Origin of the sequence: Streptomyces sp. NPDC046862, from assembly GCF_040704615.1 — a bacterium.
GTDB lineage: Bacteria > Actinomycetota > Actinomycetes > Streptomycetales > Streptomycetaceae > Streptomyces.
Genome location: NZ_JBEYXP010000013.1, coordinates 83785 through 108865 on the forward strand (window position 1 = coordinate 83785; position 25081 = coordinate 108865).

The 25081-nt window shown below is 69.6% G+C and carries 18 protein-coding genes and 3 pseudogenes; 13 read left to right on the top strand and 8 right to left on the bottom strand.

The features are described 5' to 3' along the window. Nucleotides 1-450 precede the first annotated feature (450 nt). Nucleotides 451-916, top strand: a pseudogene (locus AB0959_RS16715) (phospholipid carrier-dependent glycosyltransferase); the annotation flags it as partial. Here AB0959_RS16715 and AB0959_RS16720 read toward each other — a convergent pair. From AB0959_RS16720 to AB0959_RS16730, 3 genes are all read right to left on the bottom strand, one after another. Further along, nucleotides 906-1220 carry a hypothetical protein gene (locus AB0959_RS16720; protein ID WP_366827128.1) on the bottom strand — a complete coding sequence of 105 codons (315 nt, stop codon included), beginning with the start codon at nt 1218-1220 and terminating at the stop codon, nt 906-908. The pseudogene AB0959_RS16715 and the gene AB0959_RS16720 sit on opposite strands and share 11 nt — an antisense overlap. A gap of 276 nt (nt 1221-1496) precedes the next feature. Then, nucleotides 1497-3464: a protein-arginine deiminase domain-containing protein gene (locus AB0959_RS16725; RefSeq protein ID WP_366827129.1), complete on the bottom strand. Its 1968-nt coding sequence runs from the start codon at nt 3462-3464 to the stop codon at nt 1497-1499. A 117-nt stretch (nt 3465-3581) separates the two neighbouring features. After that, complete coding sequence (locus AB0959_RS16730) at nt 3582-5027, bottom strand: alpha/beta hydrolase (RefSeq protein WP_366827130.1); 1446 nt, start codon at nt 5025-5027, stop codon at nt 3582-3584. Nucleotides 5028-5670: 643 nt separating this feature from the next. On the opposite strand from AB0959_RS16730, the gene AB0959_RS16735 reads away from it, so the two are divergent. From AB0959_RS16735 to AB0959_RS16760, 6 genes are all read left to right on the top strand, one after another. Further along, entirely contained in the window at nt 5671-6330 is a 660-nt protein-coding gene (locus AB0959_RS16735; protein WP_366827131.1) for a response regulator transcription factor, read from the top strand. An 89-nt stretch (nt 6331-6419) separates the two neighbouring features. Continuing rightward, on the top strand, nt 6420-6632 hold the full coding sequence (locus AB0959_RS16740) for a hypothetical protein (protein ID WP_366827132.1): 213 nt from the start codon (nt 6420-6422) through the stop codon (nt 6630-6632). Between the two features lie 279 nt (nt 6633-6911). Then, nucleotides 6912-8114 (top strand): histidine kinase, encoded by a 1203-nt coding sequence (locus AB0959_RS16745; RefSeq protein ID WP_366827134.1) that lies wholly within the window; start codon nt 6912-6914, stop codon nt 8112-8114. A gap of 492 nt (nt 8115-8606) precedes the next feature. Further along, nucleotides 8607-12329 (top strand): hypothetical protein, encoded by a 3723-nt coding sequence (locus AB0959_RS16750; protein WP_366827135.1) that lies wholly within the window; start codon nt 8607-8609, stop codon nt 12327-12329. Nucleotides 12330-12472: 143 nt separating this feature from the next. Continuing rightward, entirely contained in the window at nt 12473-13897 is a 1425-nt protein-coding gene (locus AB0959_RS16755) for a polysaccharide deacetylase family protein (RefSeq protein ID WP_366827136.1), read from the top strand. 243 nt (nt 13898-14140) lie between these two features. After that, entirely contained in the window at nt 14141-17533 is a 3393-nt protein-coding gene (locus AB0959_RS16760) for a S8 family serine peptidase (protein WP_366827137.1), read from the top strand. Nucleotides 17534-17611: 78 nt separating this feature from the next. On the opposite strand, the gene AB0959_RS16765 is transcribed toward AB0959_RS16760, so the two are convergent. Next, nucleotides 17612-17845: a hypothetical protein gene (locus tag AB0959_RS16765; protein ID WP_366827138.1), complete on the bottom strand. Its 234-nt coding sequence runs from the start codon at nt 17843-17845 to the stop codon at nt 17612-17614. A 213-nt stretch (nt 17846-18058) separates the two neighbouring features. Between AB0959_RS16765 and AB0959_RS16770 the strand changes: the two are divergent. From AB0959_RS16770 to AB0959_RS16785, 4 genes and pseudogenes are all read left to right on the top strand, one after another. Beyond that, nucleotides 18059-18568 (top strand): annotated as a pseudogene (locus tag AB0959_RS16770) (hypothetical protein); the annotation flags it as partial. Then, nucleotides 18565-19538, top strand: a pseudogene (locus AB0959_RS16775) (hypothetical protein). The pseudogenes AB0959_RS16770 and AB0959_RS16775, both read left to right, overlap by 4 nt. Before the next feature lie 201 nt (nt 19539-19739). Beyond that, nucleotides 19740-20612 (top strand): alpha/beta fold hydrolase, encoded by an 873-nt coding sequence (locus AB0959_RS16780; RefSeq protein WP_366827139.1) that lies wholly within the window; start codon nt 19740-19742, stop codon nt 20610-20612. A 216-nt stretch (nt 20613-20828) separates the two neighbouring features. After that, nucleotides 20829-21278: a GNAT family N-acetyltransferase gene (locus AB0959_RS16785; protein WP_366827141.1), complete on the top strand. Its 450-nt coding sequence runs from the start codon at nt 20829-20831 to the stop codon at nt 21276-21278. An 11-nt stretch (nt 21279-21289) separates the two neighbouring features. Here the strand turns inward: AB0959_RS16785 and AB0959_RS16790 are convergent, their stop codons facing one another. After that, nucleotides 21290-21424, bottom strand: a complete 135-nt coding sequence (locus AB0959_RS16790; RefSeq protein ID WP_366827142.1) for a hypothetical protein — start codon at nt 21422-21424, stop codon at nt 21290-21292. A gap of 150 nt (nt 21425-21574) precedes the next feature. Here AB0959_RS16790 and AB0959_RS16795 point away from each other — a divergent pair, with 150 nt between their 5' ends. Further along, nucleotides 21575-22204, top strand: a complete 630-nt coding sequence (locus AB0959_RS16795) for a class I SAM-dependent methyltransferase (RefSeq protein WP_366827143.1) — start codon at nt 21575-21577, stop codon at nt 22202-22204. A 35-nt stretch (nt 22205-22239) separates the two neighbouring features. On the opposite strand, the gene AB0959_RS16800 is transcribed toward AB0959_RS16795, so the two are convergent. After that, nucleotides 22240-22761 carry a DUF402 domain-containing protein gene (locus AB0959_RS16800; protein ID WP_366827144.1) on the bottom strand — a complete coding sequence of 174 codons (522 nt, stop codon included), beginning with the start codon at nt 22759-22761 and terminating at the stop codon, nt 22240-22242. Next, nucleotides 22742-23662 (bottom strand): GNAT family N-acetyltransferase, encoded by a 921-nt coding sequence (locus AB0959_RS16805; RefSeq protein WP_366827145.1) that lies wholly within the window; start codon nt 23660-23662, stop codon nt 22742-22744. Before AB0959_RS16805 ends, AB0959_RS16800 begins: the two co-directional genes overlap by 20 nt. A 95-nt stretch (nt 23663-23757) precedes the next feature. On the opposite strand from AB0959_RS16805, the gene AB0959_RS16810 reads away from it, so the two are divergent. After that, nucleotides 23758-24126, top strand: a complete 369-nt coding sequence (locus AB0959_RS16810) for a GntR family transcriptional regulator (protein WP_366827146.1) — start codon at nt 23758-23760, stop codon at nt 24124-24126. A 131-nt stretch (nt 24127-24257) separates the two neighbouring features. On the opposite strand, the gene AB0959_RS16815 is transcribed toward AB0959_RS16810, so the two are convergent. Beyond that, nucleotides 24258-25052, bottom strand: a complete 795-nt coding sequence (locus tag AB0959_RS16815) for a DUF72 domain-containing protein (protein WP_366827147.1) — start codon at nt 25050-25052, stop codon at nt 24258-24260. Between the last annotated feature and the right edge of the window lie 29 nt (nt 25053-25081).

Sequence of the window (25081 nt, forward strand, 5' to 3'; positions counted from 1 at the left end):
CACGTCAACCACCAGGCCGACGCCGATGCCGTACCGTCCCTCAACTCCCGAGCCGGTCCCGATGCCGCACCGCCCCTCAGCCCCCGAGCCGGTTCCGATGCCGACCTGCACGTCAACCACCAGGCCGACGCCGATGCCGTACCGTCCCTCAACTCCCGAGCCGGTCCCGATGCCGCACCGCCCCTCAGCCCCCGAGCCGGTTCCTATGCCGACACAAAACTCAACCACCAGGTAGCGACTTGGCCAGATGCAGGCGGCTCCGACGGGTCAGGGCTGCCTGAGCCGGCGTGACTACCACCGACCGCAAGACAACTGATCCCTACTTGTCCTGCTTTTGGCGAGCTGGAAGCTGATCACGTGATCCGTGAGAACGCGACCGCGTTCGTCGGTATGCCATGGAAGGCGGCGGATCGCCAGCGACCTCCTGGGAGCGGCGGCTACGCCGCTTCCTTGCACGTCGAGCGGCGTGTATGTCCGTGCACGACCGCTTGGTCTTGCTGGCGCCTGGGCCGGCCGCACGCCGTCGTCTTCGACGAGACGTACTACGCCAGAGACACATGATCCGTAGAGTTCGGCTGAAGGGCATCTGGCCGGACCGCGAGTCTCCGACCGCAGATCCTGGCTGACCCTCAGGTGGTCCCGCTCTCCGATGTCGGGGCCTTTGTCGCGCATCCGCCGACGGGCAAGTGGGTTGGGTGATCGCCCTCGGCGAGTGGACGTTCGGCCTCACTGCCTTCGGCTGGCGCTTGATGACGGCGGTCCTGAGCACGCTGTCGTTGCTGATGCTCTGCGGGACAGGACGCCGCCTGTTCCGCTCGACGGTTTTGGGCTGCCTGCCGGAGCACTGGTGGCGGTGCACGGTCTGCACTGTGTGATGAGCCGCACGGCGCTGCTCGACCTCGTCGTCATGTTCTTCGCGTCTCGCGGCTGATGGAGAAGAGGCTGCGGCCGAGTTCGGTTGAGTCCTGACGGACCGACGCCTTCTCGCGCAGCCGGTCGGCGATATGGCCTCCGGTCGGGTCGGTTCCGTAACGCCAGCGCTTGCCTGTCCGACGGTTGATGCCGCGGATCCGGCAGGCTCCGGTGTTGCTCAGGCCCTGACGCATGATCAGGAGGCATGCCTCCCGCCCATGCGTCAGTTTCTTGAGCCCCGCGGCTTCCGGTTCTCCCGGATGTTGAAGTCCATCGCACCCCTTGAGCTGGGGTGTTGCGACGACCACCAGAACCTGAGCCCCAGGGGCGGAGAGCTCGTGCGGGGGAGGCCCCTCGCTCCTGCTTCGGGTGCCGCCCCTGGGTCGACCGGGTACTGGCCGAGTACGCTGTTCGGGCCGGCCGGGTTCACGCCCCATAGCCCCACCGATGTACCGGCTGACCTGGGCCTTCCTTCGGCCGAGGCGGTGCGGTCGCTCATGACCGGCCTTACCTTGACGACAACACGACAACAAGGTCGATGCAGCTGTGTACCCGAGCCGCCCGGCAAGGCCGGTAACTGCTGCTCACCGAGCAGAGCCTGCCCACCATGCGGCCGACACGTCGCGCAGGGTGTTGGTGCCGCAGTGCACCTCGCCCTGGCCGAGGTGGTACGTGTACCAGTCGTCGATGTACGACACTTTCAGACCGGCTTGTGTGTAGACGGCAGTGACCGCCTCCGTGAAGATGTCCTTGCCGCCGATGACCGGACCCCACTGGCGGGGGGCCAGATAGCGGTCGCGGCCCAGGAGTACGCCGTTGACTGCTCCGGGCACGTATGCGCTGGTCATGACCGGCGCCGGAGTCGTCGCGCGCGAGGTGACCGGCTTGTCGGCGAGCCACTTCTGCTGGCCGTGCTCCTTGAGGCTGTTCACCAGGGCGGAGTCGGCACCCATGCGTGTCAGGCGTGGTACGGGGATGCTCTGCCCGTCGTCGGTCCGCTCCTCCAGATCACGGGTGTACAGGGCGGGTACCCGTACGATCTCGTCGTCGGTGACGCCTGTCTCCCGCTTGAGGATCTCCAGGTTGGCAGCGATGCGCTTGGCGGCCATCTCGTTGTCGGCCACGAGGTGCCGCGAGCGAAGAGCCTGGTCGATGGTCTCCTTCGGGGCGGGGGCGCCGTTCATGCGTGGGACGGAGAACACCTTCGTCCGGCCGTGGCCGTCGCGCTTGGCGTCGCGCAGCAGCTTCAGCCCGGCGCTCGGGTCGGCGAGGCCGATCCGCCAGCCGCGCCTGGTGTCGGCGGGCAGGAACTGCACGAACTCGTCGACGTGTCCGACGCCCAGCCAGGAGGTGTCCAAGAGAAGAGGGCTCTGGAGGCCCTGTGACGTGAGCATCGTGCGCATCACCTTGGACGGGCGTATGTCGCTGCCCTTGCGTTCGCCCATGATGATCCGCCCGGCCGGGTACGAGCGCCCGTTGTGCGCGTAGGGAGGTATCGTCTCCAGGTTTCCCATCGAGTTGAGTGACCAGTCGTCCGGCGGGGCCGGGTCGGTGACCTGTACGACGCCCATGTCCCGACCGCGGATCTTCTCGAACAGTTCCCGGCCGGCTACCCGGTCCAGCTGGGCGGAGCGCAGCATCACACGCATGACCTGCGGGCGGCCTCCTGCTCCGGTCATGCTGACGTATGCCGGTTCGACGAAGTCCTGGGCCCAGGGATCTCCGTACTTCTCGAAGGTGACCAGCGGTGTGGTGATGCCGGCCGCCTTGACCTCCCTCGCCAGTTCCTTGACGAACTTCCGCTGCAGGCGCCCGTACTCGCCCTCGCCGCGGACCTTGGTGACCATCACCTGCTGGGTGCCCTGGAGGTGATGCTGGGTCAGAAGCGGAGCGGTGCGCAGGGTGACGGAGTCGGATGACGTCCCGGCGCTCGACTTCACCGTCAGGCGGATCACCGCCCTGCCGTCCCACCGGGCGCTGTCGCGGATCACGTCGGTGGCCTCGACGCCGAACCCCACGCCGGAGCGCAGCTCGGCGGCGGTCAGCCGGGTCCGGGAGGTCACCAGGGTCCATGTCCCGGAGCGCTTGAGGAAGACGTGAGTCTGCTTGGTCCCTGTGGTGACCTTCAGGCTGCCTTCGGCGTCCGCGGGAACGCCGGGCATGGGTACGGATCGGACCCTGGCGAGGTCGGCGGCGTCCGCCGTGCCGTTGACTTTCGTGTCCGAGGCGTCGTTGCACGCGGCCAGTTTGGCGTTGGACAGTGGTTTGCCGCCGGGGCCGGTGACGGGGCACCGCTTGGTGTCGTCGTCGAGGTTGGGCAGGTGGACTGCTCCGCGACTGACGGACCAGCTGTCCTCGCCAGATGTGTCGGTGTCGCCGGTGACATCGATCCGCCCGTCGCGGTTCACGTCCGCGCGCAGATCGGCCTGGGTGGCTGGACCCGAGGCGGAAGCGGGGAGTGCGGGGCCCGCCAGCACAGATCCCGCTGCGACGAGAGCCAGGACCACCGTCCCGGCAGGGTGTATACGCCTACCTATGCGTGAACGCACCATTGGCTGCCTCTCAGTTGGGGTGTTGTCGTGCAGCAGACAGGTCGGCGGGGAACCGTTCCGGGAGGGGCGTCGAGCTCCCGCGCCGACATGTCAGACAAGCTGTTGAATCAGGCCAGGTCACCGGCTCGCCGTCGGCCCCAGCAATCCCGGCAGCGGGTTGACGAGGCCACCACTCGGCTGGCGCTGGGCGGCGGTACCGGTGGGCCAGACCGCCGGGCAGTGGGCGCCCTTGCGGGGCGTCTTGAGGGTGAGAAGATATTTGTCGATGGCGCCCTGGGCGCACGGGCTCATCCAGTAGTCGCCGTGCCCGACTCCGTCATAGGTGAGGAGAACCGCCTCGTGGCCGATCTGGCGGGCTGCGTTGGCGCCCCATGAGTGTGGGGTGGCCACGTCATAACGGCTGTTGGTCATCAGGATCGGCGGAGTGCCGTTGACCCGCAGCCGGTGCGGCGGGTTGGTCACCTTGTTCGGCCAGTTCTGGCAGCCGGTCAGGTCCGTCCAGGCCAGGGGGTTGACCCGGGTGACGGGGGAGATACGGGCCAGTTTGCGCTCGTAGCTTGCGAGGGTGTTGTACGACCGCAGTCCGAAGTCGTTGTCCTGGCATGTCACCGCCAGGTACCCGTACTCTTCGGGCCTGCCGTGCCCCCGCGGGGTGAGAGACGGGCTGCCCTTCGAGGCATCCAGGCGAGCGAGATCCGCAGCGAACTCGAACCAGGAGGACGGGTCGTACATGGCCCCGAGCGCGGCGTTCCGGAGCTCCGCGAGTGTGTAGGTGCGGGGCGGTTCGCCCGGCAGAACGATACCGTCGGCGGCGCGGAGGGCGAGCGACTTGTACAGCGCGCGCACGTCACGGTCGTGCAGGGCGCAGGACGTGGTGCGGGCGCACCAGTCGGCGAACTGGCCGAACGACTCCTCCATGGCCACGGCCTCGGTCTTCTGGTAGGGCCAGGCGCCCAGGCTGTGGTCCATGTTGGAGTCGAGGGTCATCGCCCGTATGCGGCGCGGGAAACGCTCGGCGTACTGCTGGCCGATGCTGGTGCCGTACGAGACTCCGTAGTAGCTGATCCGGCGCTCGCCGAGGCCGGCCCGGATGGCTTCCATGTCGCGGACGACGCTCGCGGTGTCCATGTAGTCGAAGAGCTTCCCGGTGAGGTCCCGGCAGTTGCGGCCGAGGGCACCGTTCGACTTGCGCAGGGCGGTGAACGCGGAGGCATCGCCCGGGAAGAGCAGCTTGTTCTGGGCAACGATCAGATCCGAATCGCACATCACAGCATTGCTGCGTCCGACGCCACGAGGGTCGAAGCCCACGATGTCGAAACGCGCGCGCAGGGCCGGTGAGAAGGAGTCTGGGGCGGAGAAGGCAAAGTCGACGCCGGACCCGCCCGGTCCTCCGGGGTTGATCAGCAGGGAGCCGATCCGGTGGGCGCGGTCGGTGGCCGGGAGCCGGTTGAGCGCCAGGTCGATGGTCGCGGCGCGCGGCTTCCTCCAATCCACGGGCACCTTGAGGGTGGCGCACTCGAATCCGGACGCGCCGTCGGGAGAGACGCAGGGTTTCCAGGTCATGCGCCCGGTCGTCGGCGCCGTAGGCGAGGCGCTGGCTACAGAGGTGCCGGCGAGTAACTGGCCGAACATTGTAGTGATCAGGACGCCTACTGCCAGTCTGCTGCGGGTGCGCGCCCCTTGGGGGGCATTGAGGTGCACGAATGTTCCTCCATGACTGCGGAGTCTGTGGTCGAGTCCCCCTTCGACACGGAACGCACGTGGCCGAACGTCCGTGTGGAGTGGGCTACTTGACGAGCCATCGCATCACGGAAGGCGTAGAGCCGTCCCCCTCCGAAGGGCTAGGTTCTGCCTCGCGCACGCTTCCCCGGCTTGCAGAGCCGGGGGCTGGTGAACAGCAGCGAGCGGCAGAGAGGCTCAAGCAATCCTGAGGCCTCGGATACGCTCCCGCTGTGCGGCCACCGCCCCCTTTGTGCGGCTGTTGGACCTTCCGTGGCACGGAACTACTTGCCCGGACATTGAGGCGATCATCTGCGTGTGCGCGTAACCAACTACGGAGTGCGGGACGCCATTGCGCGTGCCTCTTATCCGGGCCATGGAATCATCGGGCTACGCGAAGGTGGAGCAATCGTGAGCCCGCCGCCTGCCCTATGTCGAATGGCAGTTGAACGTTCGAGGCGTCTCTGCCCCTGAGGAAGGAAGTCCCGTGACGGTTTCCGTACTGCTGGCTGACGACCAGGACATGGTGCGCTCCAGCATGCGCATCATGATCGACGTCGAGCCTGACCTCAAAGTGGTCGGTGAAGCCGCCGACGGCGAGGCGGCCATCGACATGGCTGCCCGGCTCTGTCCGGACGTCGTGGTCATGGATATCCGTATGCCCAGAATGGACGGAGTGGCGGCAACGCGTAGCATCAGGAGCGCAAGCAGCCCGCCGGCTGTTCTCGCGCTCACCACCTTCGATCTCAACGAGTACCTGTTCGGCACCCTACGAGCAGGAGCCGCGGGCTTCGTGCTCAAGCAGGACAGTGCCGCCACCCTGCTTGAGGGCATCCGAGCAGTTGCCCGGGGGGAAGGATTCGTCTCGCCTGGGCCGACCAGAAGGCTGATCGAGCGAGTGTCCGTTCCGGAGGACACCCCCTACGAGCTGCCGGCCGAAGTGACACGACGGGAGCGGGATGTCCTCGCTCTGCTCGGCCGGGCTCTGAGCAATACGCAGATAGCGCACCGCCTGCACATCGAGGAGAGCACCGTCAAATATCACGTCCAGAACCTGCTCACCAAGCTCGATGCCCGCACCCGGGTACAGGCAGCCCTCATTGCCAGTCGGGCTGGAATGGTGCCGGATTCCTCGGATGACGCGTAGAGGTAAGCGTTGTGGCGGAGGCTGTCCGAAAGTGGCGTACAGGCTCGACCTGATCCGGGGGCTTTCGTCGTCATCGGGATGGATCCCGCATGGGCGGACGCCACCGACGTGATCGGGCCTCCGAGGAGGTCCGGATCACCCGCAAGACACTGCTGGCGCTGCCCGATCCGCAGCCGCCCGCGCCGCCGGCGCCGAAGCTGCCGGAGCATCCGGCCTACCAGCAGATCATGGCGGTGTTCGCCGCAGCCGACATGCCGCTACGAGCGCGGCAGATGTGCGAAGCGATGGACCTATCGCCCTGACGTCCTCGGCGACTGAAGCTTGTACCTGGGCCGGTCGGAGAGTGCCGGGATTACTGTTCTGGGCGGTGATCAGTCAGATATTCTTTCGCTCTGCGGGCGTGTGGCTGCAGGGTTTTCGGCAGGGGCCGCTCGAGTTGATGTGGCAGGCCGGTGTCGATGCGCCCCTTCCACCATTGCGACCTCGGGAGCGCCGACGAGGCCATTACACAGCAGCGGAACCCGGGGTATCGGCATCACAACCACAGCAGCGCCCCGACGGGGCGCCGTAACGGAGTCCTCATGCTCGGCACGTTGAGCAGTTCGCCCGACGCACCCCGCTCGCATCGTGCGACGGTGATCGCCCTTGTTGCCGTGGCAGCCGCGCTCGACCTGGGCGACCTCTACTGGTTCGGCGTGACGATGTACGGGCTGCCGGTCAGCGTCGTTGCCGGGACCTCGTTGGGTCTGTCCGTGATGTGGCGCCGTGCGCGCCCGGTGGCGGCACTGGTCGTTGCCGGGTCGGGATACCTGGTTGCATGGGTCGGGGTCGTTTCCCTTCCCGATGCAGGGCTGGTGCCAACCATGGCCCAGGCTGCGGTGTGGGTGGTGGTGTTCAGCCAGATCGCCGAGGGCACCGCCCGTATGCGGCACAGCGCCATCGCCCTACTCGGTGTCTCTGTCGCACTGGACGCTCAGCAGCACATCCGGATGATGAACCAGAACAGCACCCCACCCGTGATGACTGTCTACGACGCCATGACTTTCACGTTTGTCCCGCTCGTTCTGTGCGCTGTCGCTGACACCGTACGAGGCCGGATCCAACTGGCCACCGCGCAGGCGGCGCAGGCTGAGCGGCTGCGCGAACTGGACGCACGCACCGCGGCACACAACGAACGGTTGCGTCTTGCACGGGAGTTGCACGATGTCGTAGCCAACAGGCTGAGTGCGGTTGCCATGCGGATCACCGCCGCCGGCCATGTCCGAAGGCTGCCGGCGACATCCGAGAGCGATGTCCTCGACGAGATCGGAGAGGAGATCGACACGGCCCTCGGCGAGCTGCGCAGCATGCTGGGCACTCTGCGCAGCGAGGGGGGCGGCGCGGACACCGCAGCTCCACCCTCGCTGGCGAACGTCGACGAACTGGCTGACCGTGCGCGCCGGGCCGGTGCCGAGGTGAAGATCGTCATCAATGGAACACCGGTGCCGCTGCCGAGCATGCTGGACCTGACGGCCTACCGCATCCTCCAAGAGGCTCTCGCCAATGTCAGCCGCCATGCCCGGCCGCCCTGCGCGACCCTGACGATCGATTACCGGACTGACGGTGTGTACCTCCGTGTCGATGACGAGGGCAGGCACGCGGGACCGGACGCGTTGCCAGGCCATGGCATCATCGGCATGCGCGAACGCGCGGCAATGTGCGGCGGCCGGGCCACGATGGGGGTTCGCCCAGACGGAGGCTGGACCGTTGAAGCAGCCCTCCCCCTGCCGGGCGTGTCAACTTAACACCCCAATCATGGTCCTTCCCATGTGCGCGGCCTCATCGGGGCGTGGTCACAGCTGTCAATCCGTTGGAACGCCGATCGTGCTGGTGTGGGACCGCCTGAACACCCTTCCTCTCCCGCGCCATGGGCGAGCTGATCATCGAGCGTGAGTGGCAAGCGTCGCCCTCGGCCAAGCTCAAGGCCTCGATCCTGCCCGAGGCCGAATGGTTGCTCGCTCATACGGTGATTCGGTGACAGTCATCGCCCCGTCGGCTCGGATTCAGCGAGTCCACCCATGCCGACAAGTTCTTCGCATGCCGGATACGTGTCAGCCGGGCAGCGTCCGCTGCTTTCAGCAGCAAACGAGCGCGGTGACCACGTCAAGGACCCACGTGCTGCCCGACGAGCCGGGGGGCGAGGTGCCCCGTGGGCAGCGTCACAGGTCAGACGGGATTGCGGGGGGTCGAGTGAAAAACGTAGTTTGAGCGCCTGATGCGTGTGAAAGGTGCTGCCGGTGGGACGACGTGAGAAGCCGGTCGATCCTGACGCCGGTCCCGTGCAGCGGTTCGCGCACGAACTGCGGCTCCTCCGTGAGAAGGCCGGGAAGCCGCCGTACCGGGAGATGGCCGAGCGGGCGCGCTACTCCATCACCGCGATGTCCCAGGCCGCAGCCGGTGATCAGCTGCCGTCGCTGGCGGTGGTGCGGGCGTACGCCGATGCGCTGGGCGCAGACGCTGAAGAGTGGGAGCGCCGCTGGCGGGAGGCGGATGCGGAGGTCCGGGCGCCCATGCCGAACGAGAAGCCGCCGTACCGGGGGCTGGCGCGGTTCGAGCCGGACGACAGTGATCTGTTCTTCGGGCGGGAGACGCTCGTCGCCGAGCTGGTGGGGCTGGTGCGCGAGCACCGGTTCGCCGCGGTGTTCGGGCCGTCCGGCAGCGGCAAGTCGTCACTGCTTCGGGCGGGGTTGATTCCGAGCCTGCGGCAGGCGGCGGCGGGGGCGGAGCGGCCTGCGGTGATTCGCGTGCTCGCGCCGGGGGAATTGCCCGCGCGCACGCACGCGGAGGCGCTCGTGCCGCGCGACGGGGACGGGGAGACCTGGGTGATCGTCGACCAGTTCGAGGAACTGTTCACCCTGTGCCACGACCGTGCGGAACGCGACCGGTTCGTCGACCTGCTGCTCGCGGCCCGGCGTCCGGATAGCGGACTGCGGGTGGTGGTCGCGGTCCGTGGCGACTTCTACGGCCACTGTGCCGAACACCGGGAGCTGGCCACGGCCGTCAGCCGGGCCGGCCTGCTGGTCGGGCCGATGAGCCGGGACGAGCTGCGCGAGGCGATCACCGGCCCGGCTGCCGCCGCCGGACTGAACGTGGAGCGCACCCTCACCGCCCGGATCATCGACGAGGTCGTCGACCAGCCGGGTGCGCTGCCCATGCTCTCTCATGCCTTGCTGGAGACCTGGCACCGTCGGCGCGGCCGCCTGCTGACGCTGGCGGCGTACGAGGGGACGGGCGGAGTACGGGGCGCGATCGCCGCGACCGCCGAGGAGGTGTACGGCCAGGTGTCTGCGGAGCAGAGCCGTATCGCGCGGCGGATTCTGCTGAGGCTGATCGCTCCTGGCGACGGCACGGCCGACACACGTCGTCCTGCGTCGCGTGCCGAGCTCGGCAGCGGTGCGCAGGGCGTGTTGGAGCGTCTTGTCGCCGCGCGTCTGGTCACCTTGGACGGCGACATGGTGGAGCTGTCGCATGAGGCGTTGATCAGCGGCTGGCCGCGTCTTGCGGGGTGGATCGAGGAGAGCCGGGAGAGGCTGCGCGCCCAGCGCCAACTCGGTGAGGCGGCGCGCGGGTGGGAGGAGTTGGCGCGTGATTCTGGAGCTCTGTACCGGGGCACGAGGCTGGCCCGGGCCGAGGAACTGTTCGCCCGTCAGCCGGGCGACGACCTCACCCAGCTGGAGAGAGACTTCCTCAGGGCCTCCCTGGCCGCTCAGAGCGCCGAGCGGGAGGCCGAGACCCGCACCGCGCGTCGGACGCGTTCCCTGGCCATCGCTCTGTCCGTGTTCCTCGTCTTGGCGCTGGCCGCCGGCCTGGTTGCCTGGCAGCGCAATGAGGTGAGCCAGGAGGAGTCCGCAAAGGCCACTGCTCGCCGCCTGGCCACGGTGGCCGACAGTCTGCGTTCCACCGATCCGCGCACCGCCGCCCTGCTCGGGGTGGCGGCATGGAAGATGGCCCCGCTCACCGAGTCCCGCTCGGCGCTCCTGGGGTCTCTGGCACAGCCGGAACGCGACGCTTTCACCGACCCCGTGGCCGGAATGGACGTCCGGCGCTTCCTTTCCGACGGCGGTCGGACGCTGCTCAGCGTGGTCGGCACCACGGTGACCGCCCGGAACGTGACCGACCACAAGGCCACCGCCACCTACCGCCTGCCGAGCGGTACGGAGGTGGGCGATGTCGGGCCCGACTCCCGGTTCCTCGACGTCATCGGATCGGACGGGGGAGGCAAGCTGTGGAACCTTCCGCAAGGCAGATCCGAGGCCGAGCTGGGCAATGCGGCGCTGTGGGGCAGCTCGTCGGACGGGAAGACGTACCTCACTGGATCGCCGGACGGCCCGGGCACAGCCGCCTTGCACCGGACGGACGACGGCCAGGTCCTGTTCACCACCGGCCTCGCGCGCACGCTCTCCTCGGCGGCGGTCGGCCCCGGCGGACGCCTGCTCGCCCTCTGCCCGGCCGACGGGCCACTCCAGCTGTGGGACACCGCCGGACGCAAGCGGCTGCCGGGAGCCTGGGAGAAGGCGGACAGGACCGTCTGCGGAACTGGTTCCGGTGCGGACGGCGGCTCCCGCCTGCTGCGGTTCAGCGCGGACGGCAGGCGGCTGGCCGCCGTCTACGGCACGCGGGCCCTGGTCTGGGACGTCCGCAGCGGACGCCCGCTTGCCGACTTCACCAGCGACGGGAGCACCGGCTTCACGCAGGCGGCGCTCTCCGCCAACGGCGAGTTCCTGGCCACAGCGGACGATCACGAACTCGCGGTCTGGCGACTGGCCACCGGCGGGACCCTGGTCTTCGACCGGCCCATGTCCAAGGACCAGGCCACCGGGCTGACGTGGGACCCGGGAAAGCCTGACCTCCTGCGCTACCTCGACGCCGCGACGGTCCACACCCTTGACCTGAGCGCCCGTCTCACCCCGCGGTGGCAGAACACACCGACCGACGCAAGCGCGCTCAGCCCGGACGGCCGCGCCCTGGCCACCATCACCCGTTCTGGCGCCGACTACCGCTTCGAGCTGCGAGCCACGCACACGGGCACGGTCCTCGCGCACGCGAGGCTCGGCCCGCTGCCGAGCACATCCGACGAGGACGTTCCCCTGTCAGCATTCAGTCCGGACGGCCGCGCCCTGGCCATCGCCGACACCGCGTCCTCTCACGGCTCATTGCGGCTGCGCTTCACCGTGTGGGACGTACGGACACACCGGATCCGTACGGTCTTCGACACCTCCGGCGCGGCCGACCGCCCTGCCACGGACCTCGCCCTGGGACCCGGCGGCCGTACCCTGCTGGCCGTCCGCTCCACCGTCGGCAACTCCGCGGCGGAGGTCTGGAACTCCCGCGACCACCGGCGATCGAGGACCGTGCGTGGCTTCTCCGGGAAGGCACTGGCCGGGCGACCGGACGGAGATCTGTTCGTGAGCTCCGACGATCAGTACATCGATCCAGGGGCCGAAAGGGTCAGTGGACGCGCGCTTGCCGACGGCCGCCAGGTCACCTCGCTCGCTTTCAGCCCTGACGGCACCCAGCTCGCCGTCGGCGACTCCACCGGGCACGTCACTCTTTGGGACGGCGTGCTCCGAGACCGCACCGGCGCACTGACCGGCACCTCCGACACGGCCACCCGGGGCGAACCGGAGGCAGTGGGGGCGCTCGCCTTCTCCGCCGACGGCGGCACACTCGCCGTGGGCGGCGCGAACGGGACGCTGAGACTGTGGGACACCGAGGGACAGCAGCTTCTCGGGACCGACCTGCCCACGCCCGGCGACGAGATCCGCTCCCTCGCCTTCGCCGAGGACGGCAGCACGGTCTACGCCAGCAGCCCCCATGTGCCGCTCCAGCGTTTCCCCGTCGGCCCGGACCTGGTCGTGCATCAGGTCTGCGCGCGCACTGGGGGCGGACTGACCGCAGCGCAATGGCGGTCCTACGTCCCCGACGCGCCGTACGAGAGCGTCTGCGCCACCAGCAACTGACGCGGCCGGTGACCAGGACCGGATTTTTCAGAGTGGCGCCGAGGGTCGCTGAAAAACGCCTCTGACCTGGACGCTCGTGACCAGAACATCCGCGGCGCCCGCCGACGGCGTCCGCCTTCCCCTCACCCAGGTTCTGGTCACACATGCGCACTCACACCCTGCTGCCCTCGCTTCTGCTGCTCGGCACACTCTCGATCACAACGGCCTGTTCCCCCGGTTCCACGGAGCCGGCAGCCGCCGGCCCGCCACGAGCCGCTGCCACATCCCCCTCACCCGTCCGCAGCGTCGACCCGTCGAAGATCAAGGGCCTGCAGATCGTCAGCAACAGCAGCGAGCAGCGCTCCTGCCCCTTCGCCACGAGCTACCCGGACGTGCCGGGCGCGACGGCGATGACGGCCGCGATGAAGAAGGACGTGGAGCAGCGCCTGGCGACCTTCCGCGAGGGGGCGTGCAGTAACGGCTCAGTCGGCGAGCTCAACGTCAGCCACCAGTTCCTGGTGGCTTCCGGTGATGTGCTCGGCGTCCGGCTCACCACACAGGACGGCAGTGGCGCCGGGTCCGGGCTGTCGGCCAGGACGTACTGGTACGACGGCGACGCGGGCGACTACGACACTGGCCTCGGGCTCATCGCAGACGATTCCAGGGACGCCTTCATCACCGCCTTGAAAGGTGAGCTCAAGGGGCGCGAAGGCTTCGACGCGGCCACCTTCGACGGCGCTTTCTCCGACCCGGCCTCCCGCGCCGCCTCTCTGGACGACATGGACTTCACCGCCGACGGCCGGCTGCGGGTGAAATTGGACAGCGGCGAGGTGGGCGCCCCGGCCGCCGGGGCCTACCTGGTGACCCTCTCCAAGAAGACGGTCGCCCCCTGGCTGTCCGCGTTCGGCAAGCGCGCCCAGCGGCAGACCATGACGCCCAGCCGTTCGCTCGACCTGGGCGCGACGAACACCCCCGCCCCGGCCGTCCCCACCCACACCGCCTCCGGCGACGACGACACCGACTGCAAGAAGGTCACCTGCATAGCACTGACTTTCGACGACGGACCGGCGGCTCCCGAGACCGCGACCCTGCTGAATCACCTGGCCCAGTACAAGGCGCGCGCCACCTTCTTCACCGTCGGCCAGAACGTCGCCGCCCACCCCGACCTGGTCCGCGCCGAGGCCCGCGCCGGGCACGAGGTCGGCAACCACTCCTGGAACCACCCCGACCTCACCAGGCTCACCCCCGAGCAGATCGCCTCCCAGCTCAACCGCACCAGCGCCGCCATCAAGGCCGCCACCGGCAAGGAGCCCACCCTCTTCCGCCCGCCCTACGGCGCCATCAACTCCACCGTCCGGTCGGCCACCAGCCTCTCCCCGGTGCTGTGGGACGTGGACACCGAGGACTGGAGGTACCCCGACGCCGCCAAGGTGGCTCAGACCGTCATCGACAAGGCGAAGCGCAACAGCGTCGTCCTGATGCATGACATCCACCCCACCTCCGTCGCCTCGGTCCCGCAGATCCTGCGTACCCTCAGCGCCCGCGGCTACCACTTCGTCACGGTCAGCCACCTGCGCGCCACCCTCTGAGCACCCGCCCCACTCATCCTCGTACGCCAAATCCCCGTACACGCGAACGGAACTCCCAGCCCCAGCACGCCCGCCGACAGATCACTCGCCGAGCGTTCCCTGACTCTCAGCAGGAGTTGACCCTCGACACGTGATCGAGCTCCTGCCGCGAGCGGCCAACGGCGGCCCGAAGCTCGCTCATCAGCCAGACAGTTGACGAACTATCCGATTCCGGTATGGAGCCGGACACCGAAGGAGTAGGCATTGCTGCCCAAGTCAGTCAGGTGGGGCATGTTCCCCGCCCTCGCAGGTGTGGTGACAGTCGCGGTCGCCGTGTCGGGACCGGTCGCGCAGGCCGTCGTCCCCGAAGCAGCGTCGGTGGGGCAGCACGCGGGGACAGCCAGAACCGTCACCCTCATCACCGGGGACCGGGTCACCCTGCGCCCCCAGCCCGGCGGCAAGGCCCCCGCCGTGTCCGTGCTGCCCGGCAAGGGCCGCGAGGACATGGGCTTCCGTCTCGTACGCACCCTCCGTGCCGGGACGCAGCACATCAGCGTGGTTCCCGCTGACGCCGAGCGCTCCCTGTCCACCGGTACGTTGGACGCGCGGCTGTTCGACGTCACGGAGCTGATCCGCATCGGTCAGGACGACGCACGCTCGCACTCACTGCCGTTGATCGTCATGGAACGGGCAGACAAGGCAGCCGCCCGGTCCGCCCTCACCGCACACGGAGCCGACCTCGGCCGCACCCTGCCCGCCCTGAACGGCGGCACCCTCACCCAGCCCAAGAAGAGCACCAGCGGTCTGTGGCGGTCACTGCTCAAGGGTCAGTTGTCCAGCCGCGTCAGCAAGCTCTGGCTGGACGGCAGAGCGAAGGTCCTCGACGACGAGAGCAACAAGATCATCGGTGCTCCCACTGTCTGGAAGTCCGGCATCACCGGCAAGAACGTGCTGATCGCGGATCTTGACACCGGTATCGACGCCAACCACCCCGATTTCAAGGGACGCATCGCTGAATCGAAGGTCTTCACCGGCACCAGCATCAAGGACGGGTTCGGGCACGGCACCCACACCGCCTCCACCATCGCCGGCACGGGCGCCGCGTCCCGAGGCAAGTACGCGGGCGTCGCGCCGGGCGCAAGACTGCTCATCGGCAAGGTCTGCGACGACAGCGGCGCCTGCCCGGACAGCGCGATCATCGCCGGTATGGAGTGGGCCGCGGCCAAGCACGCCGTCGCCGTCAACATGAGCCTCGGCGACACCGTCACGGACGGGACCGACCCGGTGTCCACCGCCCTGAACCGGCTCACCGCCCAGACCGGCACCCTGTTCGTGGTAGCCGCCGGCAACGAGGGCGGGCCGAAGAGCAACGGTGTGGACGGAACTGTAGGAAGCCCCGGCAGCGCGGACGCCGCGCTCACCGTCGGCAGCACCACCAAGCGCGACACGCTCAGCGACTTCTCCAGTCAGGGACCCCGGCTCGGCGACGACGCCGTCAAACCCGACCTGGTGGCACCCGGCGAGAACATCATCGGCGCCCGCGCCGACGGCACCAACATGGACACCCCCGTGCCCAACCTGCGCTACGAGCAAGCCTCCGGCACCTCCATGGCCACCCCGCACGTCACCGGCGCCGTGGCCCTCCTCGCCCAGGCCCACCCCACCTGGAAGGCCGCCGACTTCAAGCGGGCCCTGACCTCCTCGGCGCACGGCCTGACGAACCTGACCGCCTTCCAGCAGGGCTCCGGCCGCCTCGACATCGTGCGCGCGCTGAAACAGCAGGTGTACGCCATCTCCGGCGCCGCCAACCTGGGCCTGTTCGCCTGGCCGCACGCCGGCACCACCGCCACTCGGCAGATCACCTACCGCAACGACGGCGACCAGCCGGTCACCCTCGAACTCGCCCTCGACGTCTACGGCCCGGGTGGCAAGCGGGCACCGGCCGGCATGTTCTCCCTGGGCGCCACCAGCGTGACCGTCCCCGCGCACGGCACCGCCACCGCGAACGTCACCGGCCGCATCACCAAGGCCCAGGTCGGCCGCTACGGCGGCGCCGTCGTTGCCACCGCCGGGGACACCACGGTGCGTACCGCGGTCGGCCTGTTCGCCGAACCTGAGCGCCACACGCTGACCGTCACCGGCCTCAACCGTGAGGGCAAGCCGGCTGCTGGCGCACTGCTGACTCTCGTCGGCCCGCACACCGGCATCCAGCAGGACATCCGGCTGGGCGGGGACGGCACGTTCCGGCTGCGCCTGCCCGAGGACGACTACGACATCCTCGGCGTCGACGACAGCCTCGCCGAGCTCGACGGTTCCGGCACCCGCACCGGCACCCGGACCCTGCTTGCCGCCACGGGCATCCGCACGGACCAGGACCGCACGGTGACCCTCGACGGCCGCAGGGCCGGCAAGGTCTCGGCCCGCACCGACCACCGCGACGCCACCGCGATCTCCACTTCGGCCACCCTCGCGCTGGCCGGGGGGCAGGCGATCGACAACTACTCACTCACCGCGGTCGTCGGCAGCAAGGCCACCCTGTACGCCACTCCCACCGCACAGGCCCCGGGCGTCCGCTACGCCGCCTCCACCACCCTCACGGGCACGGACTCGGGCGGCGCCTACCGCTACTCCTTGCGACAGACACACGACGGCGGCATACCCGCCGACACCAACCCCGTCGTCCACGACCGGCAACTGGCCACCGTGCATGCCCGCTACGCCTCCCAGGGCGGCAAGCGGGTAGCAGCGGTGCGCTCCGATCTGCCGACGAACGAGGCGGAGTTGATGCCGTTCATCCCGACGCTGCACATCGCACTGCCGAGCCGAGTGACCGAGTACTACTCAGTCGCCCCCGGACTCACCTGGACGCACCAGTTGGACCTTTTCGGGACGACGGACAACAGGCCCGACGGCAGTCTCCCGGACCATGACGAGACCACCGCGGTCCGTCGCTACCAGGCCGGACACACGTACAGCATCGACTGGAACCGGGCCCCCGTCGGCCCGGCCGTCTACAGCCCCACCCGCAAAGGCAACTACATGTCCCTGGACCTGGCGCCGTATGCCGCGACAGGCACCGGGCAGCGCCTCGATGACTCCTCCAACTTCGGGGTGTCCGGCGAGGTCGTGCTGTCCGCCGGTGGACGGGTCATCGACCGAACCGCCGACCCCTTGAACATCGGCTTCACCGTCCCCAGCGCCGCCAAGCGCCGCTACACCCTGACCGCCCGCACCACACGCACGGCCGACTGGACGGCGCTCGGCACCCGCTCCACGGTGACCTGGGGCTTCACCTCGGCACGGCCCCGCGGCTCGACGTCCTCGGCGCTGCCGCTGCTGACCGTGCGCACCGGGGGAGCCGTCGACCTCAACAGCACGGCCCCCGCCGGTCACGCCTTCCGCATCCCGCTCACCGTGCAGCGCCCCACGGGTGCCGAACGGTCGGCGGTGACTCGGCTGGCCCTCCAGGTCTCCTACGACGACGGCCACACCTGGAAGACCGTCCCCGTCACCCGCCACGGCACCACCGGCAGCGCTCTGCTCCACCACCCGAGTCGCACCGGCTACGTCTCCCTGCGGATCAACGCAGCGGACAAGGCGGGCAACACCGTCACCCAGACCGTCATACGGGCCTACCGAATCGCCACAGTTCACTGACGCTGTCCGACGGCGCCGTTGAGGCGGGGGTGACGGCTGAGTGGTGTGGGGCCAAAGTCGCCTACAGGCCTGGATGGTTCAGTCCGTGGCCGGCGGCGGAACGAACCAGGCCTGGTCAGTGTCATCGAGCAACCGTCGCTCCGGCGAGTAACCGCACTGGCTGCGGGCCGCGATGGTACGGGCCTTCTTCGCCGCCGACCCGATCAACACGGACGGGCGCCAGGCGCTGCGCGACGTGGGAGTCCACGAGCGGACGGCGAGACGGCTCTGCGGCGGGCCGGTATCCGGTTGCTGCGGTTCGGCATGATCCACCCACTCGAGCGTGACGACCTCTCTAAGTACGGCGTCGGTGATACACGCGCCTACGACATCTTCATCGCTCCCCTGCGCCGACTTCCGACACGGAGGTCCGCCCCGCCCTGATGCCCCACGGATCAAAGGATTCGTCAATGACCATCGCCGTGCGGAGGCAGTCCGCGATGGCGCACGCGGTGGCGGAGACCGAGCGGGCGGCGGCGCACCCTCTGGGGTGTGCGGCTGGCGCTCTCCGACGTGTACGGCATCAGCGAGGCCGAGGCGGCACGGATCGCGGACGGGCAGCCGTACGCCTCCCTGCTCGACTTCTGGGAGCGGGCCCGGCCCAGCCGTCCGCTGGCCGGGCGGCTCGCCCAGGTCGGCGCTCTGGACGACTTCGGCGCCAATCGGCGTGACCTGCAACTGCACGCCGCCTGGAACCTCGCCGAACTGGTGGAGCAGCGGCGGGAGGAGGGCCTGGACGGGGTGGCGCTGCGGCTGGCGGAGCCCGACGGTTCCGCCACGCCCGACGGTTCCGCCACGCCCGATGGTTCGGCCGCGCCCGATGGTCCGGCGGAGGAGCGGGCCGGCTCCCGGGCGGAGGGAGACCCGGCGGGTGACCGGCGCATCCAGATGCCCACCGGCTACGAGATGCACCCATGGGCGGATCTGCGCCCGGCGGGCGAAGGACCCGCGAGCGGACGGAAGTTGTGGCACCAGAGCCCGGGGAGTGCGGGATGACCATCCTCTGTGTCCAGTTCCAGCTGCCTGAGGCGGACGAGGCCGCCCTGCCCCGCCTCGTTGAGATGCTGGAGGAGTTCACGCCCGTCATCCAGGTGCTGCCGCCCGACCGCGCCCTGGTCGACCTGCGCGGCGCCGAACGGTAATTCGGACGGGACGCCCTGGAGCTGGCCTCGATGATCCGGGTGCGCTCCCTCGCCTGGTACGGGATCGACTGCGCGATCGGAGCCGGGCCCGGCCCGATGTTCGCCCGGATGGCCCTGAACGACTCCCGGCCCGGGGCGACCCGTGCGGTGCCCGAAGAGCGGGGCGCCCTCGCCGAGTTCCTGGACGGGCAGCCGGTCGCCGCGCTCCCCGGCGTCGGCGCCACCACCGCCCGCACCCTGTGCGAGTACGGCCTCGACACCCTTGGCAAGGTCGCCGCCGCACCCCTGTCGACCCTGCAACGGCTCACCAGTGCCCGCACGGGCCGCGAACTGCGGGAGAAGGCTCAGGGCGTCGACCGCGGCCGGGTGGTCCCGAACGCGGTCTCGCGCTCCCTCGCCGCCGAACGCTCCTTCCCGCGCGACGAGTTGGACCCGACCGAACACCCCCGTGCCCTGATCTCCGCCGCCGAGGAACTGGGCACCCGGCTGCGCGCCCTGGAGAAGGTGTGTCGCACGCTCGCCCTCACCGTGCGATACGCCGACCGTTCGACGACGACCCGCAGCCGTACGCTCAAGGAGCCGACCGCGCACTCGCCCGCGTTCACCGACGCCGCGTACCGCATGTACGAGGGGCTCGGCCTCCAGCGCGCCCGCGTCCGCGGAATCGTCCTGCGCGCCGAGGGTTGTTCCCTGCCGACCAGGCCACCCACCAGCTCACCTTCGATCCGGTGGACGAGAAGGTCCGCCGTATCGAGGAGGTCGCGGACCGGGCGCGGGCCAGGTTCGGCGCCCATGTGATCGGGCCGGGCACGCTGGCCTCGTAGCCCTTTCCCGCGGTAACCCCTTTATCGCATGTTCAGTGACGCGCACCAGTGCCTCACAGCTGTCACTGGAAGTTTTTACTGACGCGTAACTTCCAACTTCACCTACTCGCCCGTAACTTGACGAGTGGAACAGCATCCTCGTGATCCGGATCACAGGGCGTACGTCGTCGCACCTCCCTTGAGCCGCAAGGAGATCACCCGATGCTGCCCTGGAAACGCGTGCTCAGACCGCTGGCCGCACTGCTGCTGGCCTCTGCCGCCACCCTCGTCCCCGCCACCACCGCGCAGGCCGCAGCCGCGCAGGCCGCTGCCCCGAGCAGTGGCCTGAACGACTACTCCTGCAAGCCCTCCGCCGCCCACCCCCGTCCCGTCGTCCTCGTCCACGGAACGCTCGCCAACTCCGTCGACAACTGGCTCGCGCTCGCCCCCTACCTGGTGAACCGCGGCTACTGCGTCTACGCCCTCGACTACGGGCAACTGCCCGGCGTCCCGTTCTTCAACGGCCTCGGGCCCATCGACAAGTCGGCAGAGCAACTGGACGACTTCGTCGACAAGGTGCTCGCCGCGACCGGTGCCGCGAAGGCCGACCTCGTCGGCCACTCGCAGGGCGGCATGATGCCCCGCTACTACCTCAGGTTCCTCGGCGGGGCGGCCGAGGTGAACGCCCTCGTCGGCATCGCGCCCAGCAACCACGGCACCACCCTGAACGGCCTCACCCAACTGCTCGACTACTTCCCCGGCGCGGGGGACCTCCTGAGCACCGCGACACCCGCGCTCGCCGACCAGGTCGCCGGCTCCGCCTTCCTCACCAAACTCAACGCGGGCGGCGACACCGTGCCCGGCGTCAAGTACACGGTCATCGCCACCAAGTACGACGAGGTCGTCACCCCGTACCGGTCGCAGTTCCTGAACGGGCCGAACGTCCGCAACGTCCTGATCCAGGACCTGTGCGCGACCGACATCTCCGAGCACGCCGCGATCGGGCTCCTCGACCGCATCGCGTTCCACGAGGTGACCAACGCCCTGGACCCGGCCAACGCCACACCGACGACATGCCTTTCGGTGCTCGGCTGACATGTGTGAACGGTGTTTCTCCGGGTTCTGTCCGGCCTGAGCCGCCGGACAGAACCCGGGAGCGGGATGGATCCCGTGTGGCGTGAATCCCGTGGGGGTGATCAGAAACTAGCGGTCGGAAACCGGGAAATCTCCTGTTGGAGGCAGGTGGGGGAGATCCTTATGGTCGCCTTAAGGACGTGCTCAGGCTGCGCTCAGGTAGGTAGCGTGGCGGGCATGAACGACGAGGGGATCCGGCAGGCCGTCGCCGCCGACGTGGCCGCCGTGCGGGCCGTGACCGACGCGGCGTTCTCGCCGTACATCGAGCGCATCGGAGTGGCCCCCGTGCCCATGGAGGCCGACCACGCGGCGAACGTGGCGGCGGGACGGGTGTTCGTCACGGGAGACCCCGTGATCGGCCTCGTGGTCGTCGAGGCGCATGCGGACCATCTGTTCCTCGACAGCATCGCCGTCCACCCCGACGCACACGGACGTGGCGTGGGGCGACGGCTGCTGGAGTTCGTGGACGCGCGCGCCCGTGTGCTCGGCCTGTCCGAGGTCAGGCTCTACACGAACGCGCTCATGTGGGAGAACCAGCAGCTGTATCCGACGTTCGGCTACGAGGTCGTGGAGCGTCGCGGGGACGGGCCCTACGCCCGGATCCACTACCGCAAGCGGCTGGACTGACGGGCGGCGGCTCAGCCGTCCGGCCACCAGGTGCGCGCGATGTCTTTCCGGACCTCCGGGCGCCCCGCCGGGCGCTCGTCGGCCTTGTCCCGCACACGGCGCGAGTCGCTCTTCTTCAGGGGCTTCTGCACGGTCGTACGGCGCATGGCTGCCTCCTTGTGTCTACCGGGCTCCGTGGTCGTCGGTCGTCTTTCGTACGGAGGTAGACCCGTTACGGGAGCGTTCCTCATCGCCCGGGGTCTGTCAGTGGCGGCTGTCACGATTCGGTTGTCAGTGGCGCGTGTCACCCTGACGGAATGACCACGAACAGTGACAGCGAGATGCCGACCGGCCTGCGGGACGTCGATGTCGACTGGGACGCCGAGGCCGTGGCCTTCGACGACGAGCCGGACCACGGCCTGAGGGACCCCGAGGTGCGGCGGGCCTGGGCGGACCGGATGGCGCAATGGCTGCCCGAGCGGCCGGCCGACGTGCTGGACCTCGGCTGCGGGACCGGCAGTCTGTCGCTCCTCGCCGCCGAGCGGGGACACCGGGTGACGGGAGTCGATCTCTCACCGGCGATGATCGACCGGGCCCGCGCCAAGCTCGCCGGCCGGCCCGCGGTGTTCCTCGTCGGTGACGCGTCCGCGCCCCCGGTGGGGGAGGAGCGGTTCGACGTCGTGCTCGTCCGCCATGTGCTGTGGACGCTGCCGGACCCGGCGCGGGTGCTGCGCGAATGGTCGGGTTTGTTGCGTCCCGGAGGGCGGCTCGTGCTGGTCGAGGGCGTGTGGGGGACGGTCAGCCCGGTCGGCATGTCCGCGGAGCGGCTGACCGGGCTGCTCGCGCCCCTCACGGAGGACGTGCGGGTGGAGCGGCTCTCGGACGACGCCCGGCTGTGGGGTCGGGAGGTGGAGGACGAGCGGTACGCGGTGGTGGCCCGTCCCTGACCGTCACTCCAGCAGGGTGGCGAAGTCGTCGACCGTCATTTCAGCAGGGTGGTGAAGTCGTCGCGCCGGGCGAGGAGTTCGAGCTCGTCCAGGGCGGCGACGGCCGCCGCGGCGGCCTCCGGGGCCGTACTCGCGAGACCGCTCGCCGCGAACTCGTCCTCGTCCAGCCGCAGTACGGTGCCGCCGTCCGCGGAGCGCCACAGGTCCAGGTCGAGGTCCTCCACGACGAGTTCGGTGCCGGACGGCGTGGCCGAGACGGTGGCCGGGCGGGTGACGTCGCAGTACCAGCCCTTGAGGGTGCCCGCGCCGTCGCGGACCTCCTTCACCGCGTACCAGCGCTCGCGCCAGTAGTACTCGGTGAAGACGTCGCCCGGTTCGAACCGTACGAAGCCGAAGTCCCGGACGCCGTCAGCCGCCCAGGGGGCGCGTACGGTGACGCGGCTCCCGTCGTCGTGGAGCAGGTCGGCGGGGTAGCGGATCTTCGTACGGCCCGCTTTGACGAGGACGATGTCGAGGCGTCCTGTGAGGCCTGTGGGGTCAGTCGAGTTCACGGACATAGCGCACCTCCGTTGTGCATACTTCGTAGCCGAGCCATTTGTTGATCGCCAGCATGGGCCCGTTGGACGCGTCGTTGCCGGTGAACGCCTCCGTGCAGCCCGCGGCCCGGGCGCGGTGCAGGGAGGCGTTCTTCGCGAGCTTGGCCAGGCCCCGCCCGCGGAAGGCCCGCGCGGTGCCCGTCATCGCCGTGAAGTAGCGGCCCCGACCGTCGGTGCGGGCCGCGGTGAACGCGGCGGGGGTGCCGTCGACGACGGCCACCGTGGTCAGCTCCTGGTCGAGGAGCGGGTGGTGCCAGGTCTCGCGGAGCCACTGCTCGTAGTCGTCGAGCTCCGCGTCGATGTCGCTCGGCTCGTCCGCCGTCGTCTCCGCGTCCAGGGCGAACAGCGGGCGCGGGTCGTCGGCGAAGTCCGCGGCGGAGCGCAGCTCGACGCCCGGGGGCGCCGCGGCGAGCGGTGGGAGCGTGCCGTGCGCCAGGTCCAGGCTGAGGAAGCGGGACGAGCGGCTCGCGCTGTAACCGTGCCGCTCGGCGAAGGCCCGGTTGTCGGGGGTGTCCAGGACCCAGCAGAACAGTGCCGTCGCGCCCACCTTGGCCAGACGCTCCTCGGCGGTGCGCGTGAGCAGGGTGCCCGCGCCCCGGCGCAGACGCTCCGGGTGCACGTACACGTTCAGGTAGCCCTGGCCCGGAAGCGGGCTGTCGTGCGCGATGCCCATCTGCACCGTGCCGATCAGCTCGCCGTCCTCCTCGGCGACGAGGAGCTGGTAGTGGGCGTCGGGGTGCGCGTGGCCGATGTCGTGGACGACCGACTCGGCGGTGGAGATGAGCACGGGCAGGGCGAGCCGCCGTACCCGGGCGAAGGCCTCGGCGTCCGCGGGGCGGAAGTCGCGCACGATCACAGTCATGGAGACGCACGCTACGTGCGCAGTACGGGCGGATGCCTCCGATTTTCCGGCGGGTACGGGGTGATCGGACCGGGCGGGTACGCGACAATCGGTCCGTGACCTTGAAGATCCGCATCACCGAGGGGCCCGCGCCCTACGAGCAGGTACGCGCGCAGATCTCCGAGCAGGCCCGTTCGGGGGCGTTGCCGGTCGGCTACCGGCTCCCCACCGTGCGGGGGCTCGCCGAGCAGCTCGGGCTGGCCGCCAACACCGTGGCCAAGGCCTATCGAGCCCTGGAGACGGACGGGGTGATCGAGACGCGGGGGCGCAACGGAACGTTTGTGGCTGCCGCCGGCTCTGCCGCGGAGCGGGCCGCCGCGGCGGAGGCTCAGGGGTATGCGGAGCGCGTGCGGCGGTTGGGGTTGAGTGAGGGGGATGCGCTGGACGTGGTGCGGGATGCCCTGCGGGCGGCTTACGGGGGGTAGGGGTTCTGTGGGGTGCGGTGCGGTGGGGTGGGGCAGAGCTCGGGTGGTTCTGTTGTGGGCCGGGTGCGGGTTGGGTGTGGCTGGTCGCGCAGTTCCCCGCGCCCCTAAAAGACGCGCAGTTCCCCGCGCCCCTAAAAGACGCGCAGTTCCCCGCGCCCCTTTGGGGCGCCAGGGACCGGTGTCCTCGTGACCCGTAGGTGCGCCTTGCTCGCCGTGGCTGCGAACACCTTCGCGTCCTTCACCGCCGCGCCGTTCGGGTCGTTGTTGAAGTAGGTGTAGATGTCCTCGTCGGGTGACCAGGTGGTCGCGATGCGGTCGAGCCAGGTTTCCAGGGAGCGGTGGCCGTAGCGGGGCCACTGTTGGGTGCGGCCCTCGTGGAAGCGGACGTAGCCCCAGTCGGTGGTTCGCCACAGGGGGGTCACCGGGTGGGCGCGGACGTCGGCCCAGCACAGGGCGGCGCCGCGGTTCTCCAGGGTCTCGCGTACCTCAGGCGTCCACCAGGACTCGTGGCGGGGCTCGACAGCGACACGGGTTCCGGAGGGGAAGCAGGCCAGGCAGGCGTCCAGCAGGCCGCGGTCGGCGCGCAGGGTCGGCGGGAGCTGGAGGAGGACCGGGCCCAGGCGGTCGCCGAGTCCGGCGGCGTGGCTCATCAGCCGGTTCACCGGCTCCTCGGGGTCCTTCAGCCGCTTGATATGGGTCAGGAAACGGCTCGCCTTGACGGCGACGACGAAGTCCGGCGGGGTGCGGTCCCGCCAGGCCTCGAAGTTCTCCCGGGACGGCAGCCGGTAGAAGGCGTTGTTGAGCTCGACCGTCGCGAACCGTGCCGCGTACTCCTCCAGCCACAGCCGCGTGGGCACTCCGGCCGGGTACAGGACGTCGCGCCAGTCCTTGTACTGCCACCCCGAGGTGCCGACGAACAGGGTCATACCTTCATCAAACCACTACACCCTCATCA

Bases quoted from the DNA above. Each gene is read 5' to 3' on its own strand.
- AB0959_RS16815 (WP_366827147.1), bottom strand. From the start codon at position 25,052: ATGACCCTGTTCGTCGGCACCTCGGGGTGGCAGTACAAGGACTGGCGC.
- AB0959_RS16725 (WP_366827129.1), bottom strand. From the start codon at position 3,464: ATGGTGCGTTCACGCATAGGTAGGCGTATACACCCTGCCGGGACGGTG.
- AB0959_RS16790 (WP_366827142.1), bottom strand. From the start codon at position 21,424: ATGCGCCGTACGACCGTGCAGAAGCCCCTGAAGAAGAGCGACTCGCGC.
- AB0959_RS16755 (WP_366827136.1), top strand. From the start codon at position 12,473: ATGCGCACTCACACCCTGCTGCCCTCGCTTCTGCTGCTCGGCACACTC.
- AB0959_RS16800 (WP_366827144.1), bottom strand. From the start codon at position 22,761: ATGTCCGTGAACTCGACTGACCCCACAGGCCTCACAGGACGCCTCGAC.
- AB0959_RS16795 (WP_366827143.1), top strand. From the start codon at position 21,575: ATGACCACGAACAGTGACAGCGAGATGCCGACCGGCCTGCGGGACGTC.
- AB0959_RS16740 (WP_366827132.1), top strand. From the start codon at position 6,420: ATGGGCGGACGCCACCGACGTGATCGGGCCTCCGAGGAGGTCCGGATC.
- AB0959_RS16785 (WP_366827141.1), top strand. From the start codon at position 20,829: ATGAACGACGAGGGGATCCGGCAGGCCGTCGCCGCCGACGTGGCCGCC.
- AB0959_RS16780 (WP_366827139.1), top strand. From the start codon at position 19,740: ATGCTGCCCTGGAAACGCGTGCTCAGACCGCTGGCCGCACTGCTGCTG.
- AB0959_RS16805 (WP_366827145.1), bottom strand. From the start codon at position 23,662: ATGACTGTGATCGTGCGCGACTTCCGCCCCGCGGACGCCGAGGCCTTC.
- AB0959_RS16745 (WP_366827134.1), top strand. From the start codon at position 6,912: ATGCTCGGCACGTTGAGCAGTTCGCCCGACGCACCCCGCTCGCATCGT.
- AB0959_RS16730 (WP_366827130.1), bottom strand. From the start codon at position 5,027: ATGACCTGGAAACCCTGCGTCTCTCCCGACGGCGCGTCCGGATTCGAG.